Raw genomic sequence first — 15,922 nt, 5'->3', positions numbered from 1 at the left:
ATAACATTTGAACGGTTTCCTAAAGGGGAGTAGCTTTTACGGTTTGGTCGTCATTACAGAAACATCCGTTGTTTCTCGGCCATTCCGGCATGAACATGTTAGCCAGACCTTTGCCTATCACACTTGAGGCAAAGGTCTGGCTTTTTTTAAGGTCTTTTTGCATCTGTGTGGTTGGGAGCTGGACAAATGAGGGGTTTCAACATAGCAGATGAAAGGATGATGGATCTTGAAACAATATGTGATGGCGTTTCTATTTACCGGTACGTTTTTGTTAAGTGGATGTTCTGGACTGCTAGACCAAGTAAACGATACAACGACATATGTCACAGAGGCAAATGAGTATGTGACAGATATTCAGCAATTCACAGAGGATTTTCCACAGCTTGCGGAAGAAGCTGTACAAGATGTTGCCAAAAGAGCAGATTTGACGCAGCAGCTGGAATCATTGAAAGCAGACATTCAAGAATTTAATGAACTCACAGCCCCATCAATAGCAGAAGACCTGCATGCACAAATCATAGAGAAAAATAAAGTGCTGTCAGAGGAGATTCAAACCTATTTACAGCAATTGAAAATGGACAACTTCGATGCTGCAGCTATTTTAGAGGATCAGCAAGGCCTCATGAAGCAGCTTCAGCAATCTGTCAACCTTTTGCAAGATATTGAACAGTTGACAAACTAGGATAAACAAACGGTGATCACAGCATATCTTTGCCTTTTCAGGTGAAGATATGCTTTAATTGAATGTAAGACAAGTATGATAGAAAAAAGGTGATCAGATGACAGAACAAGAAGAAAGACATATCGCTTCGCCTAGAGCCGAGAAGGAAAAAGAGCAATTAATCAACCGCTTAAAACGAGTGGAAGGTCAAGTGCGAGGGATTCAGCAAATGATTGAAAACGATCGTTACTGTATAGATGTCGTGAATCAAATTTCTGCTGTCAATGCAGCTTTAAAAAAAGTGAGTCTTCAATTAATGGAAAAGCATACACATCATTGCGTAGCAGATGCCATTAAGAGCGGTAATGGGGATGAAGCCATTGAAGAGTTGATGAATGTCTTCACGAAGTTGACAAAATCGTAGCAAACAGCGGATCATTTATGTTTACAATGATACCCTACTAGGGTATAGTAAAAATAGAAAATGATTGATGGAGGCGATGAGAAGTGGAACAAGCAACACTACAAGTGCAAGGCATGTCTTGCGGACATTGTGTGAAAGCAGTCGAAGGAAATGTAGGAGAATTAGCAGGTGTTGAATCTGTGAAAGTCCATTTAGATAAGGGTCAGGTGGAGGTTTCCTTTCACTCAGATCAAATCACGTTACACCAGATCTCTGATGTCATTGAAGAACAGGGATATGATGTCGTATAAAATGAGCATACGTGCTGCATAAGACAGCACGTATTTTTTTAAAAATAACAATACCCCCATGGAGTATGTGGAGAGGTGAGATAAATGAAAAAAGAAATTGATTTTCAAATTACGGGAATGACTTGCGCCGCCTGTGCAGGCCGCATTGAAAAGGGCTTGAACAGGTTGGAAGGTGTGGACGCCGCCAGTGTGAACTTAGCGCTTGAAACATCCCACATTGTGTATGAAACAGAACAACTCACAGCAGAGGATCTAAAACAAAAAATTCAATCTCTTGGCTATGATGTGGTGATGGAACAAGCCGAATTTGATATAGAGGGAATGACGTGTGCTGCTTGTGCAAACCGAATTGAGAAAAAAGTCAACCGGATGGAGGGTATTGATCAAGGGTCAGTGAACTTTGCGCTTGAGACACTTCAGGTGACGTATCATCCAGGGCAAATATCTCCAAGTGACATAAAAGAGGCTGTGAAATCCATTGGGTATTCATTAATCGAACCAGCCGAAGAGCATGCAGAGGAAGGGAAAAAAGACCATCGCCAAGTAGCGATTGAGAAACAAACGGCACGCTTTTTGTTCTCGATGATTTTGTCATTGCCTCTTCTTTGGGCAATGGTCAGTCATTTTTCTTTCACATCGTTTATTTGGTTGCCAGAAGCGTTTATGAATCCATGGGTTCAGCTCGCATTAGCAGCGCCCGTCCAGTTCATTGTCGGCTGGCCTTTTTATGTAGGTGCTTATAAAGCGTTGAAAAATAAAAGTGCCAATATGGATGTCCTTGTGGCATTAGGGACATCAGCTGCTTTTTTCTATAGTTTATATGAAAGTATTCAGTCAGCGGTTCAAGGTACACATGAGGCGGGCCTCTATTATGAAACGAGTGCTGTGCTGATTACGTTGATTGTGCTCGGAAAGTTAATGGAAGCAAGAGCGAAAGGGAGATCATCAGAAGCGATTCAAAAACTGATGGGCTTACAAGCGAAAGAAGCTGTGATAGAGCGAGATGGGAAAGAAATGACCGTTCCTATTTCTGAAGTGAAAGTGAATGATTTTGTGTTCGTCAAGCCGGGTGAAAAAGTCCCGGTAGACGGAGAAATCATCGAAGGAACAACAGCGATCGACGAATCGATGATTACAGGAGAAAGTCTGCCAGTTGATAAAACCACAGGAGATACAGTCATCGGGGCAACCATCAATAAAAATGGATTTGTGAAAGTGAAAGCAACAAAAGTAGGAAAAGAAACGGCTCTTTCACAAATCATTCGAGTCGTCGAACAAGCGCAAGGCTCAAAAGCACCAATTCAAAGAATGGCAGATCAAATTTCAGGGATATTTGTCCCCATTGTTGTTGGATTGGCTGTGCTCACTTTTCTGATTTGGTATATCTTTGTTGATCCAGGAAATGTGACAGCAGCCCTTGAGACCTTTATAGCGGTCATCGTCATCGCATGTCCTTGTGCGCTTGGTCTTGCTACACCGACCTCTATTATGGCAGGCAGCGGCCGTGCAGCTGAATCAGGGATTTTGTTTAAAGGCGGAGAGCATTTAGAGATAACCCAATCACTAGATACAGTAGTGCTAGATAAAACAGGGACTGTGACAAAAGGGGAGCCGAGTCTTACAGATGTGATTGCGTCTGCCAATTGGACAGAAGATACGCTGCTTCAGTTAGCAGGATCGGCAGAACAGCAGTCAGAGCATCCACTTGCCAGAGCGATTACAGAAGGCATGAAGAACCGGGGTCTCCAAGCGGTCGAGGTAGAAGCTTTTCAAGCAGATCCTGGTCATGGAATTGAAGCAAGGGCTGCGGGACATGAGCTTTTGATTGGCACACGGAAGCTCTTAAAGAAACATCATATCAGCTGCGAAGCACTAGAAGCAGTTGTTACTGAGCTTGAAGAACAAGGAAAAACGGCGATGCTCATTGCCATTGACCGCGAGCCAGCAGGTATTGTCGCTGTTGCAGATACGATCAAATCGTCTTCTTCTCAAGCGGTCGCTCGTCTCAAAGAGCAAGGGATTCACGTCGTGATGATGACAGGAGATAACAAACGCACAGCAGAAGCGATTGCGAGTGAGGCAGGCATAGATCATGTGATCGCTGAAGTTCTTCCTGAGGAAAAAGCGGCTCATATTGCAACGCTTCAGAAACAAGGAAAAAAAGTGGCGATGGTTGGAGACGGCATCAATGATGCCCCTGCCCTTGCAACAGCAAATATCGGGATGGCTGTCGGAACAGGTACAGATGTTGCCATGGAAGCGGCAGATATTACGCTCATGACTGGAGATCTCCATGCCATTGCAGATGCACTTGAATTTAGCAGAAAAACGATGAGAAACATTAAACAGAATCTATTTTGGGCACTTGCTTACAATTGTATTGGCATACCAGTCGCCGCATTTGGGTTCCTGGCACCATGGCTTGCAGGAGCGGCAATGGCCTTTAGTTCTGTATCGGTTGTGCTGAACGCACTAAGATTACAGCGATTGAAACCTGTCAGAGAGGGTGTAGCAAAATGAAGCTGAATGTCAAATGGGTGTGGACGGTGAGTGCTGTGATTTATGTAGCCTTTGTACTGATAGGCTATGCGATTTATGTCGAACTTTCTCCTCTTCAAGAGCCGCCAGCTGATCATATGCAACATGAGACTTCATCAGAAGCGAAGTCTTTTTTTAACAATTTTGTGGAAAAACCCACCTTTTAAAAGATTTTTCATAAAAAATTCACTTCTTTTTGTTCCTTTTTGTCGTTTTTTGTAGGTTCATCGTTAAGATGCGATTAGGCAACAAAGAAAGCGTTATCAAAAAAAGGGGGTCCACGTATGAAAAAGTTAGGGTTAGCTTCTCAAATACTCATCGCACTTGTTTTGGGTGTTGTCGTAGGAGCACTATTTTATCAAAATGAAACCGTTATTAATGTGTTAACGCCGATTGGCGATATATTCATCCACTTAATTAAAATGATCGTTCTTCCAATTGTTATTGCTGCATTGATTGTAGCCGTTGCAGGTGTAGGCGATATGAAAACCATCGGAAGACTCGGTGGGAAAACGATTCTTTACTTCGAAATTGTGACAACGATTGCATTAGCAGTTGGACTGCTTGCAGCAAACGTTTTCCATCCTGGTACAGGAATTGATATGAGTAACATGGAGAAAGGCGATATCTCTAAATATGAAGAGACATCTAAGTCTTCTGCCGAAAAAGCTAGTTTCTCTGAAACGATTGTGCATCTTGTGCCAACAAACGTGTTCCAATCCATTGCAGAAGGTGATCTATTACCAACAATCTTCTTTACAGTGTTATTCGGATTAGGAATTGCAGCAGTTGGAGACAAAGGAAAACCAGTGTTAGGATTCTTTGAGGGGATACTCGAAGCAATGTTCTGGGTGACCAATAAAGTGATGAAGTTTGCACCATTTGGTGTATTCGCGCTCATCAGTGTGACGGTGATCAAATTCGGGGTCGGAGCGCTCCTCCCGCTAGGTAAACTGGTACTTGTCGTTTACGGCACAATGGCATTCTTCGTGATTGTCGTACTTGGCATTATCGCAAAATTAGCTGGAACAAGCGTCTTTACACTATTTAGAGTGTTAAAAGAAGAAATCATTCTTGCATTCTCAACAGCAAGTTCAGAAGCTGTATTGCCTAGATTAATGGACAAAATGGAGAAGTTCGGATGCCCGAAAGCGATCACGTCGTTCGTTATCCCAACAGGCTATACCTTTAACTTAGATGGAAGTGCCATCTATCAATCCATTGCCGCCATATTTGTTGCACAAATGTACGGCATGCCTCTTTCCATCTATGAGCAAATTACGTTACTATTAATCTTAATGCTCACATCAAAAGGAATGGCTGGTGTACCAGGTGCATCGATCGTTGTTGTTATCACAACACTTGGAGCAATGGGACTTCCACTTGAAGGACTTGCCTTCATCGTTGGGATCGACCGTATCCTTGACATGGTTCGTACAACTGTTAACGTATTTGGTAACTCACTTGCAGCCATTGTCATGTCTAAGTGGGAAAAAGTGTTTGATCAAGAGAAATCGAAGAAGTATATTGAGGAATTAAAACAACAAACAAAAGCAGCGTAAAAGGAGATCTTTTCAAATGACGAAGCTACAGGACAAGCAAGTTCGTATCGAACGAGACTTTCTAGGTGAAAAGGAAGTAGACACTCAAGCGTATTATGGAATTCAAACATTACGTGCAGTAGAGAACTTTCCAATTACTGGCTACCATGTTCATGAGGAACTCATCAAAGCATTAGGGATTGTCAAAAAGGCAGCCGCACTTGCAAATATGGATACAAAGCGACTATATGCTGGTCTTGGAGAAAAAATTGTTCAAGCCGCAGATGAAGTGATTGAAGGAAAATGGAACAATCAATTTATTGTCGATCCAATTCAAGGCGGAGCTGGCACTTCAATGAATATGAATGCCAATGAAGTCATTGCAAACAGAGCGCTTGAACTACTAGGAAAGGAAAAAGGCGCTTATACTGAGCTAAGTCCAAACACGCATGTGAACATGTCGCAGTCAACAAACGACGTTTTCCCAACAGCGATTCATATTTCAACATTGAATATGATTGAAAAACTACTTTATACGATGGAAAACATGCATCAAGTCATGACAGAAAAAGCGCAAGAATTCGATCATGTCATCAAAATGGGACGTACGCATCTTCAGGACGCTGTTCCAATCAGACTTGGTCAAGAGTTTAGTGCATATGCAAAGGTTCTTGCTCGTGATATTAAACGAATCAAGCAGTCTAGACAGCATTTATATGAAGTCAATATGGGCGCAACAGCAGTTGGAACAGGACTGAATGCTGATCCTAAATATATTCGCCAGGTCGTTGGTTATCTAGCTGACATTAGCGGATTGCCGTTAGTTGGAGCAGAAGATTTGGTCGATGCTACGCAAAATACAGATGCTTATACAGAAGTATCAGCTGCACTGAAAGTATGTATGATGAATATGTCCAAAATGGCAAACGATATTCGTTTGATGGCTTCAGGTCCTAGAGCAGGCTTTGGTGAGCTGCACTTGCCGCCTAGACAGCCAGGTTCATCTATCATGCCAGGGAAAGTCAACCCAGTGATGCCTGAGGTCATGAACCAAGTGGCATTCCAAGTCATTGGAAATGACCACACGATCTGTCTTGCATCAGAGGCTGGTCAGCTTGAACTGAACGTCATGGAGCCAGTTTTAATATTCAACTTACTACAGTCTCTCAGCATGATGAAAAATGTATTTGAATCTTTTGTCGATAACTGCTTGCGTGACCTAAAAGCAGATGAATCGAGATTAAAAGAATATGTAGAAAAGAGTGCTGGTGTCATGACGGCGGTCAATCCGCATATTGGTTATGAAGCTGCTGCACGAATTGCGAGAGAAGCGATACTTACAGGCGTATCTGTACGTGAGCTTTGTCTGCAAAATGATGTGTTATCAGAGGAAGAGCTTGATATCATCTTAAATCCTTTTGAAATGACGAAACCAGGTATTGCTGGCGCATCACTTTTAGAAAAGGATCGTTTAGAAGATTAAGCGGCATCATGAGAAGCGCACACCGACAAATGTCCGGTGTGCGTTTTTTCATGGACTGTTTGTTTTTCTGAAGCTCACATAGTATACTATCGTCAATTATTAGGGATGTGACTGCGTTTGAATCTACTGAAAAAATGGTTGAATACAGAGCCTTATTTAATTATCATGCTCATTGTTCTGACTCCGATTGGGGGAGAGCTGAAATTTTATCCATTTGAGGATAGCTTTCGGGTCAGCTTTGGAACCGTTGTCTTTTTCTTTATCCTGCTTCAAATGAAAAAATTCCCGGCATGGGCAAGCGGCATCATTGCGGGGGGATCCGTGTTTGCATTCCGGGTGCTTCTTGATACCGCTGTGTCAGGCCACTTAGCGCTGGAAGAGGCCGTTTCTTTAAGATTTCCTTCCCTGCTGTATTACGTCGTCTATGGTACGCTTTTTTATGTATTACAGGTCAGACGTTTCCGTGATAAGCCTTGGCTCATTGGGGCGACAGGGATTATCATGGAACTATGTGCAAGTGTAGTCGAAATGATTGCACTCAGGGGAGCCATTGATGAAATTTTAACAGTGAGAACGCTGTTTCAACTATTTGTATTGGCGATTTTCAGAAGCTTTTTCGTGTTGGCTTGTTATACGATGATTCGATTATACGAAGAACAGGCGAGAGAGCGACAAATGAAGAAGGAAAAGGAACACCTGCTGATGCTGCTGTCAAATCTTTATACGGAATCTACATATTTTTATAAAACCCTTGCACATGCTGAGCACATTACAGCTACTTCATATCAATTGTATCAATCTCTGCATCATGCAAAGGATACGGAATCATTAGATTTGAAAAAACTCGGAAAAACAGCTTTGCAAATTGCAGGTGAGGTACACGAAATCAAAAAGGATAATCAGCGAATTTTTTCTGCCTTATCAAAACTGATTCATGAGGAAAACTTTCAGGAGTATGCAAGTCCTGCTCATATCGCTGGACTTGTGATTCGTATCCATGAAAATTACGCGGAATCTCTTAAAAAACACATCGTTTTTCATTATGATGAAGAAGGACAGCACCCTGCTTATCATGTGTATACCATTCTATCTTTATTAAATAACATTGTATCCAATGCCGTTGAAGCGATTCCAGTAAATGGAGAGGTATCACTATCCATTTCGCGGAAAGAGAATGATGTAATTTTTCAAATCAGTGACAACGGTCCAGGCATTAAAGAGCGTAACCATCATGTGATCTTTAAACCGGGCTTCACTTTAAAATACGACCAAGCCGGGAACCCATCAAGCGGCATCGGTCTTTCCTATGTGAAAGACACAGCCGAGAAGCTTGGCGGAAGTGTTGAAATGAAGAGTATCCCAAATCAACAAACGATGTTCACTTTAACGATACCAATTGATCAAGTCAGCAGAAAAGAGGGGAATGGGAGATGAGATTTTTTATTGTTGATGATGATGAAGCCGTTCGTTCTTCACTGGCACAGCTCATTGAAGATGAAGAGCTTGGCATTGTGGCAGGGGAAGCAGAGGATGGTGCTGAAGTAACAGCGAGCTACTTAAATGATTTGCATATTGATATCTTGTGTATTGATCTTCTGATGCCGGAAAGGGACGGTCTTGAGACGATTCGAGCGATCAAGGATGAATTTCATGGGAAATATTTAATGCTGTCACAGGTAGAAACAAAGGAACTCATCGGCCAGGCATATACGCTCGGTGTCGAGTATTATGTGACAAAGCCGATCAATCGGGTAGAGGTCTTAAGTGTGCTCCACCTCATGATTGAACGTCTGCATTTAGAGCACTCAATTGAAAATATTCAGCATTCGCTCAAATCGGTCATGCAGTTCCAGCAGCGCGGACAGACCACGAAAACGAAGCAGCGTGGGAAAAGTCTTGCAGAGGCAGGTCAGTTTTTGCTCGCGGAGCTTGGGATTGTCGGTGAAAAGGGGTCTAAGGATTTACTAGATATGATTCTTTTCACAGATCAGTATTTAGCGTTACATGCCGATCAGCACGACTCTTTTCCTTCATTAAAAGTGATTTTCACTGGCATCACAGAGGATAAATTAAACGAACCTTTTACATCAGCAGATATCGCAAGAGAAGCAAAAGCAGCGGAACAGCGGGTAAGACGTGCGATCAACCAATCATTGAAACACATCGCCTCGCTCGGGTTAACCGATTTTTCTCACCCAACCTTTGAAAACTATGCATCAAAATTTTTCGATTTTACCATTGTGCGTAAGAAAATGAGTGAACTCACAAAAGAGACAAGTGGAAGAGAAGAGCACACACGTATCAATGTGAAGAAATTTGTACAGGTGCTCTATTACGAGGCGAAACGTATTTTTATGGAAGATTAAAAAAGACATGCTCTCTATAAGGAGGGCATGTCTCAGCGTGTAGACAAACCCTCGCATTCGGTGTCAGTCCTGCGCTTCGGTGCTCACGAATGTCAAATTCGCTCCGCGCCAATGCTCGTCCTTCCTAGACTGCAAAGGTTTTCTATCACGCTGAAAAGAAGACAAAGAGCCAAAATAAAGTTCATTTTAGCTCTTTGTCAACAATCTGAAGACATGCTCTCTATAAGGAGGGCATGTCTTTTTTTGTGATGGATTGAAGATGCATCTGTAGCACGGAGCGCATGAGCTGAGGCGGTAAACGATGGGGCTGTACGATTCCATTCAATGCAAGCCCATTGATGACCGCATAAAGCCGCTCAGTTTCTAATAAAAGATCGACATGATCTAGCAGTAGCTCATCCTCTTTCAATTTCATTAAGCAAAATTGAACGGTTTGAAAAAGCTCGTCATACATCTTTGCATTGAGCGGCTGTAAGTCTGGTTCAGTCAGTGCCTTGACTGTAAAAGCCTGCCACACCTCCATTTCAAATATTCGTTCTTCGTCTAGTGGAAGAACCTGCTCCAATAATGTGAATACATTTTCCTCTGTTGAACCGTTTAATGGAAGCTTAGCAATTCGCTCCTTCACTCTTTCCTGGATTAAGTTCATGGAGAATAGAAATAATTCTTGCTGTGTGGAAAAATAATGACGCATAGAGCCGGCTGAAATGCCAGCTTCAACGGCTATTTTTCGTACAGAAGCGCTTTCCAATCCCTCTTGTTTAATCACTCTCATAGCAGCTTGAGCGACCTTTTGTTTTTGTTTATGGTGATCGACGATTTTTGGCATACATTGATTTTAGCACAGCTATTGTTTTTTTAACACAGTTGTGTTATTTTTTATTTAATACAATCGTATTAAAAAGGATGTGGGGAAATTGGTCGGTTTATTGATTGTGGCATGTGAAATTGGTTTTTGGCTGTTTATTCTTATGGGCTTAACACTGCGTTATGTGTTTAAACAGAAAAAATGGGGTGCTTTCTTTCTTGTCTGTACGCCGGTTTTAGATCTCATCCTTCTTGCGGCTACTTATATTGATTTAAAGCAAGGGGCTGTGGCGAGCGTCATTCACGGGCTTGCGGCTGTTTATATTGGTGTGAGTCTGGCCTTTGGACATCAAATGGTGAAATGGGCGGATGCTAAGTTTGCTTATCGTTTTGCAGGTGGTCCTAAGCCAAAGGGGAAACCAAAGTACGGGAAGGAGCGGTCTTTGTATGAAATGGTGGGCTGGACACGTCATTTCATCTCTTATGTCATCGGAGCGGGGCTGTTATATGGATTGACCTATCTCATCCAAGCACCAGAACGAACGGAATCTCTGATGCAGCTTGTCAGTGTGTGGGGGATGGTCTTAGCCATTGATTTCATCATTAGCATCAGCTACGTCATTTGGCCGAAAAAACACCCAGAAAATGTAGCAGGTTGACAAAAAAGACAGGCGGACTCATTCCACCTGTCTTTTTGCTATGAGGACAATCCTTTGTAAATGGTGTCGATATTCCATTTCATCATGTGATAGTAGCTGTCCCCATCTTCACCTTCTTTGCCGATAGAGTCCGTAAATACTTTCCCCTTAATCGGAACTCCTGTTTCCTCAGATAGGCTTTCAAGGCTGCGCTTATCTACACTTGTTTCAAGAAAAAGGGCAGGAACTTGATGGTCTTTGACAAAATGAATGATGCGCTTCATTTGTCCAGGTGTTCCTTCACTTTCTGTGTTGATCTCCCAAATGTAGCCGGCTTTCAGTCCATACGCATCCGCAAAATATTTGAATGCCCCTTCGCTTGTGACAAGGAGTTTTTTGTCTTTTGGCAGTTGATCAAACTTGTCTTTTGCTTCATCGTGAAGCGTTTGAAGCTTTTTGATATAGGTTTCAGCATTTTTCTCGTAATCCTCTTTATGCTCAGGATCTGCTTGAATGAGTGCATCTCTGGCATTTTGCGCATAAAGAATCCCATTCTCGACATTCAGCCATGCGTGTGGGTCCTGCTGGCTTTCAAGCCCTTTTGAAGATAAATGCTTCACTTTGACGCCTTTACTCAGCTCGGCTACAGGTGCATCATCCCCGTCCTTGCCGCTCGATTCAAGCAGTTTTTGAAACCAGCCATTCCCTGTTTCAAGGTTCAAGCCATTAGATAGAACAAGGTCTGCATCCGTCGTATACTGAACATCCTTTGGTAGTGGGTCAAATTCATGTGGGTCTGTACCAATGGGAACAATGCTGTGAATAGAGACATGCTGTCCTCCTACTTCCTTCACAATGTCATAAAGAATGGAGTAGGTTGTGACAACTTTTAATTTACCGTCATCTTTTCCGGAACTTTTTTGCTGAGTAGAACAGCCTGCGATGACCAAAAGGGCAATACATACTGCGGTCAAACGGATTGCTAATACCTTCTTCATATATGTCCTCCTTTTACATAGACGCTTCCTTTTTTAGCTGTGTTCGTTTTCGCTTCGATTTTAAGGATCTCCACAATATCCCTTGTTTCGGTGAAAAGATAAAGGCACTGCCGAATAATATGGTCGCGACCAGCACAATGGAAGCACCAGACGACAAGTTATACGTAAAGCTGAGCCCAAGTCCTACGACAGCTGAAACTGCTCCAAAAAAAGCAGATAAATAAATCATGATCCATAGCCGGTCTGTCAGTAAATAAGCGGTGGCAGCTGGTGTAATAAGCATTGCAACAACAAGAATAATACCTACAGTTTGCAGAGACGCCACGGTCACTAGGGTCAATAAGGTCATGAGGAAATAATGGATCATGCGATTCGGTAAACCGTAAACCGAAGAAATCACTGGATCAAATGAACTAATGAGCAGTTCTTTGTAGAAAACAATGACAGCCAGCAAAATGAAAATGCCGATGCCAAGCGTGATCCACATATCAGATGAACGAACGGCTAGTACGTTTCCAAACAAGATATGATATAAATCGCTGGAACTTTTTAAAAATGTAATCAAAATGATCCCAATAGAAAAAAAAGCAGTGAATACGATCCCGATGGCAGAATCATTTTTAATACGGCTGTTTTGACTGACATATCCGATGCCGATGGCTGTCAGTACACCAGTTAGAACCGCACCAAAGAAAAAGTTAATGCCGAGCATATAAGAGATGGCGACACCTGGAAGTACAGCGTGTGAAATCGCATCTCCCATCAAAGCCATTCCCCGTAAAATGATAAAGCAGCCAATGACGCCGCAGATGATCCCTACCATAACGGATGTAAATAACGCTTTTTGTAAAAACGCATATTCAAAAAGTCCGGTTAAGAATTCCATTACGCGTCTCCTCCTGCTGATTTTAAAAATGGCAGTTGTGTTTCGTATGCTTGGAGCATGACCTCAGGACGAAGAATATCATGTACAGGCCCTGCTTTGACCAGCTTTTTATTTAGAAGAACGAGATGGCTGAAGTAATCATCGGCTTTACTTAAGTCATGGTGGACGACCAGAATGGTTTTTCCTTCATCTCGTAATTCCTTCAAAATGCCGATCATCGTTTCTTCACTTGCCATATCAATTCCGACAAATGGTTCATCTAAACAAAAGAGCTGTGCGTTTTGAGCGAGTGCTCGTGCAAGGAAGACACGCTGCTGCTGACCGCCAGATAATTCCCCAATCTGTCTTTTGGCAAAGTCCTGCATCCCGACCTTTTCTAAGCAATGGTACGCATAGGCACGGTCTTCTTTTTTCGGTCGTTTGATCAATCCGAGCTTTGGGTATGTGCCAAGCAGTACGGTATCCAGCACATGGATAGGAAACGTCCAGTCTAGATCATTTCTTTGCGGTACATAGGCGATCTGTTTTCTCACTTGTTTAAAGGGTTGTTCAAAAAAGCGAATATCCCCTTGATCCTTTTCAATTAAATCTAAACATGCTTTCAATAAAGTCGATTTACCAGCACCATTTGGACCAATGATTCCAGTCATTGTTCCTTCCTGTATGGAAAGAGAGACGTTTTCTAGTGCATCCTGTCCGTGGTATGAGACATACAGGCGGTCGATTGTTAAAGCGTTTGACATCTCTTGCGGCCCCTTTCGATCATCAATTGCGTTTCCTAAAAATATATGCATACATTTAATAATTTTGACTAAAGGATGAAATGATTCTCTAACGCTAATTTGTTTCCTTAAGGAAACTTTTATCTTATTCTAATCGTATGTCCTTCTTTTGTAAAGAGAAATGCTGAAATATTCCCATCAAGCGATCGTTTTTATGTTATGCAACGAAGAGGGGACATGAGCATGGATTATTGAAAATTCACGTGACATCCTTGAATACGAAAAATCTCAAACATTTGCTTATAAATGATTGACAGTTTGTAAGAACTCCTCATATAATAAGGGTAATTCAATATATGAATATGTGCTCATATATAATATCTACAGCAGCTGATAGGTTTGATTGAATCAGGGAAGGCTACTTATATAGAAAAAGGTGAGAACATGAAAAAGATGAAGGATGAATACGTATTAAGCGGTCTCGATTGTGGAAACTGTGCACGTAAAATTGAAACAGGTGTCAGCAAACTCGAAGGAGTGGAAGCTTGCTCAATTAATTTTGCGACGGGTACATTAACTGTGACACATGCTGATGCACAAGAAACGATGTCAAAGCGTATTGAAAAAACCGTTCAGTCCATTGAACCTCATGTGAGTGTATCACCAAAAGAAGAAGGACATCACCACGATCACGATCATGGAACAAAGAATTTAAAAACGATTGTACTGAAATTAATTGGTGGTGCAGTCATTGGAACGGCGGCTTATTTTATACCTGACAATGGCTTACTGAAGTTCATCATGTTTTTCGCCGCGTATTTACTAGTTGGCGGAGATGTTGTCTTGAAAGCACTGAAAAATATTGTGCGCGGTCAAGTATTTGATGAGAACTTCTTAATGACCATAGCTACAGTTGGTGCTTTTGTGATTCAGCAGTATCCTGAGGCACTGGCAGTCATGCTGTTTTACCAAATTGGAGAACTGTTCCAAGGGGCAGCTGTGAATCGCTCTAGAAAATCAATTAGCGAATTAATGAATATCCGTCCAGAATACGCAAACCTCAAAGTGGGGCAAGAAACAAAAAAGGTAAAGCCGGAAGAAGTCAAAGCTGGTGACCGTATTGTCGTCAAACCAGGTGAAAAAATTCCTTTAGATGGACGCGTGATAGACGGTTATTCTCTTGTGGATACCTCTGCACTAACTGGGGAGTCTGTTCCAAGAGATGTGGAAGCAGGAAAAGATGTGCTTGCTGGATTTGTGAACCAAAACGGCATTCTTGAAATTGAAGTGCAAAAAGAGCTCAGTGAGTCAGCGGTTACGAAGATTTTGGATTTAGTGGAAAATGCAAGCAGCCGTAAAGCGCAGACAGAAAACTTTATCACAAAGTTCGCTAAATATTATACACCTGCTGTGGTCGTGCTAGCTTTATTGCTTGCCTTTGTACCACCGCTTCTCATCCCATCAGCTCAATTGTCTGATTGGGTGTACAGGGCACTTGTCTTTCTTGTCATTTCGTGTCCATGTGCACTCGTTGTATCCATTCCATTAGGTTTCTTTGGCGGAATTGGTGCCGCATCAAAACAAGGTATTTTAGTGAAAGGCAGTAATTACTTAGAAGCCTTAAACTCTGTCCGCTATGCGGTGTTTGATAAAACAGGTACTTTGACAAAAGGGAACTTTACAGTCACTCATATCGAAGCAGCGAATGAGAAATGGTCAGAAGAGGAATTGCTTTCTTTTGCGGCACTGGCAGAAGCACATTCTTCTCATCCGATTGCGGAATCGATTAAAGCGGCTTACGGAGCGTCTCTTGATGAGAGTCAAATCGAATCTTACGAGGATATTGCGGGTCATGGGATCAAAGCGACAATTCACGGAGCCCATGTATTGGCAGGTAACCATCGCCTGATGGAACGAGAGGGCATTGCTTTTGAAAAAGAAAAACGAAGCGGAACGGTTGTGTATTTAGCAATAGACGGTGAGTTTGCGGGATCTATCTTGATTGCAGATGAAGTAAAAGACGATGCAGTTGAAGCGATATCTTCTCTAAAAGCTGCGGGCATTCAAACCGTGATGCTTACAGGGGATGCTTCGCAAGTAGGAAATGCAGTCGCACAGCAGATCGGCATTGACGAAGTTCACACTGAATTATTGCCACAGGATAAAGTCGCCAAAATCGAAGACATGTATGAGAAAAAAGCATCTCAAGACAAATTATTGTTTGTTGGTGATGGCATAAACGATACGCCGGTTTTGGCAAGAGCGGATATAGGTATTGCCATGGGTGGACTTGGTTCAGATGCAGCAGTTGAAGCGGCTGATATTGTGATTATGACAGATCAGCCATCGAAGGTAGCGGAAGCTATTGCTGTCGCTAAAAGAACGAGAGCCATCGTATGGCAGAATATTGCGTTTGCTCTTGGGGTGAAAGCCGTCTTTCTCATACTTGGTGCATTCGGTATTGCAACGATGTGGGAAGCCGTCTTCTCGGATGTTGGTGTCACTGTACTGGCTGTTTTAAATGCGATGAGGGTCATGAAATAAAATTGTAAGGAAAAATTCATGAAT

Annotated in this window: 15 protein-coding genes; 11 read left to right on the top strand and 4 right to left on the bottom strand. The window is 42.3% G+C overall.

Annotated features, from left to right (window positions below):
- Nucleotides 1-226: 226 nt before the first annotated feature.
- The 9 genes from FBF75_RS06575 (at nucleotide 227) to FBF75_RS06535 (ending at nucleotide 9,303) form a co-directional block, all read left to right on the top strand.
- A complete protein-coding gene (locus FBF75_RS06575) occupies nucleotides 227-682 on the top strand; it encodes a DUF6376 family protein (RefSeq protein WP_017368061.1) in 456 nt (151 codons plus the stop codon).
- 97 nt (nucleotides 683-779) lie between these two features.
- A complete protein-coding gene (locus FBF75_RS06570; RefSeq protein ID WP_008347647.1) occupies nucleotides 780-1,085 on the top strand; it encodes a metal-sensing transcriptional repressor in 306 nt (101 codons plus the stop codon).
- Between the two features lie 83 nt (nucleotides 1,086-1,168).
- Nucleotides 1,169-1,375, top strand: coding sequence for a copper chaperone CopZ (copZ, locus tag FBF75_RS06565; protein ID WP_008347645.1), 207 nt, complete (start codon nucleotides 1,169-1,171; stop codon nucleotides 1,373-1,375).
- 84 nt (nucleotides 1,376-1,459) lie between these two features.
- Nucleotides 1,460-3,895 carry a heavy metal translocating P-type ATPase gene (locus tag FBF75_RS06560; protein WP_060832650.1) on the top strand — a complete coding sequence of 812 codons (2,436 nt, stop codon included), beginning with the start codon at nucleotides 1,460-1,462 and terminating at the stop codon, nucleotides 3,893-3,895.
- On the top strand, nucleotides 3,892-4,080 hold the full coding sequence (locus FBF75_RS06555; RefSeq protein ID WP_136944550.1) for a hypothetical protein: 189 nt from the start codon (nucleotides 3,892-3,894) through the stop codon (nucleotides 4,078-4,080). The genes FBF75_RS06560 and FBF75_RS06555 overlap by 4 nt, the downstream gene beginning before the upstream one ends.
- 117 nt (nucleotides 4,081-4,197) lie before the next feature.
- On the top strand, nucleotides 4,198-5,475 hold the full coding sequence (locus FBF75_RS06550; RefSeq protein ID WP_007500222.1) for a cation:dicarboxylate symporter family transporter: 1,278 nt from the start codon (nucleotides 4,198-4,200) through the stop codon (nucleotides 5,473-5,475).
- A 16-nt stretch (nucleotides 5,476-5,491) separates the two neighbouring features.
- Nucleotides 5,492-6,937, top strand: a complete 1,446-nt coding sequence (gene aspA, locus FBF75_RS06545; RefSeq protein WP_007500224.1) for an aspartate ammonia-lyase — start codon at nucleotides 5,492-5,494, stop codon at nucleotides 6,935-6,937.
- Between the two features lie 117 nt (nucleotides 6,938-7,054).
- Nucleotides 7,055-8,371, top strand: coding sequence for an ATP-binding protein (locus FBF75_RS06540; protein ID WP_017368058.1), 1,317 nt, complete (start codon nucleotides 7,055-7,057; stop codon nucleotides 8,369-8,371).
- Nucleotides 8,368-9,303 (top strand): response regulator, encoded by a 936-nt coding sequence (locus FBF75_RS06535; protein WP_017359238.1) that lies wholly within the window; start codon nucleotides 8,368-8,370, stop codon nucleotides 9,301-9,303. The genes FBF75_RS06540 and FBF75_RS06535 overlap by 4 nt, the downstream gene beginning before the upstream one ends.
- Before the next feature lie 220 nt (nucleotides 9,304-9,523).
- Here the strand turns inward: FBF75_RS06535 and FBF75_RS06530 are convergent, their stop codons facing one another.
- On the bottom strand, nucleotides 9,524-10,132 hold the full coding sequence (locus FBF75_RS06530) for a TetR/AcrR family transcriptional regulator (RefSeq protein WP_035389404.1): 609 nt from the start codon (nucleotides 10,130-10,132) through the stop codon (nucleotides 9,524-9,526).
- A gap of 88 nt (nucleotides 10,133-10,220) precedes the next feature.
- On the opposite strand from FBF75_RS06530, the gene FBF75_RS06525 reads away from it, so the two are divergent.
- Nucleotides 10,221-10,769, top strand: a complete 549-nt coding sequence (locus FBF75_RS06525) for a hypothetical protein (protein WP_019743629.1) — start codon at nucleotides 10,221-10,223, stop codon at nucleotides 10,767-10,769.
- Between the two features lie 38 nt (nucleotides 10,770-10,807).
- Here the strand turns inward: FBF75_RS06525 and FBF75_RS06520 are convergent, their stop codons facing one another.
- The 3 genes from FBF75_RS06520 to FBF75_RS06510 are packed head-to-tail and all read right to left on the bottom strand — an operon-like array spanning nucleotide 10,808 to nucleotide 13,375.
- The gene (locus FBF75_RS06520; protein WP_108610975.1) at nucleotides 10,808-11,746 is read right to left on the bottom strand and encodes a metal ABC transporter substrate-binding protein; all 939 of its coding nucleotides are present in this window, start codon (nucleotides 11,744-11,746) and stop codon (nucleotides 10,808-10,810) included.
- A gap of 13 nt (nucleotides 11,747-11,759) precedes the next feature.
- A complete protein-coding gene (locus FBF75_RS06515) occupies nucleotides 11,760-12,632 on the bottom strand; it encodes a metal ABC transporter permease (RefSeq protein ID WP_007500236.1) in 873 nt (290 codons plus the stop codon).
- On the bottom strand, nucleotides 12,632-13,375 hold the full coding sequence (locus tag FBF75_RS06510; RefSeq protein WP_008347622.1) for a metal ABC transporter ATP-binding protein: 744 nt from the start codon (nucleotides 13,373-13,375) through the stop codon (nucleotides 12,632-12,634). Before FBF75_RS06510 ends, FBF75_RS06515 begins: the two co-directional genes overlap by 1 nt.
- A gap of 423 nt (nucleotides 13,376-13,798) precedes the next feature.
- Here FBF75_RS06510 and FBF75_RS06505 point away from each other — a divergent pair, with 423 nt between their 5' ends.
- Nucleotides 13,799-15,898, top strand: coding sequence for a heavy metal translocating P-type ATPase (locus tag FBF75_RS06505; RefSeq protein ID WP_136944549.1), 2,100 nt, complete (start codon nucleotides 13,799-13,801; stop codon nucleotides 15,896-15,898).
- The last annotated feature ends 24 nt before the right edge of the window (nucleotides 15,899-15,922 follow it).

Source organism: Bacillus sp. S2(2019) (assembly GCF_005144805.1).
Taxonomy (GTDB): domain Bacteria; phylum Bacillota; class Bacilli; order Bacillales; family Bacillaceae; genus Bacillus; species Bacillus altitudinis.
This window is presented reverse-complemented; position numbering and strand designations above follow the sequence as displayed.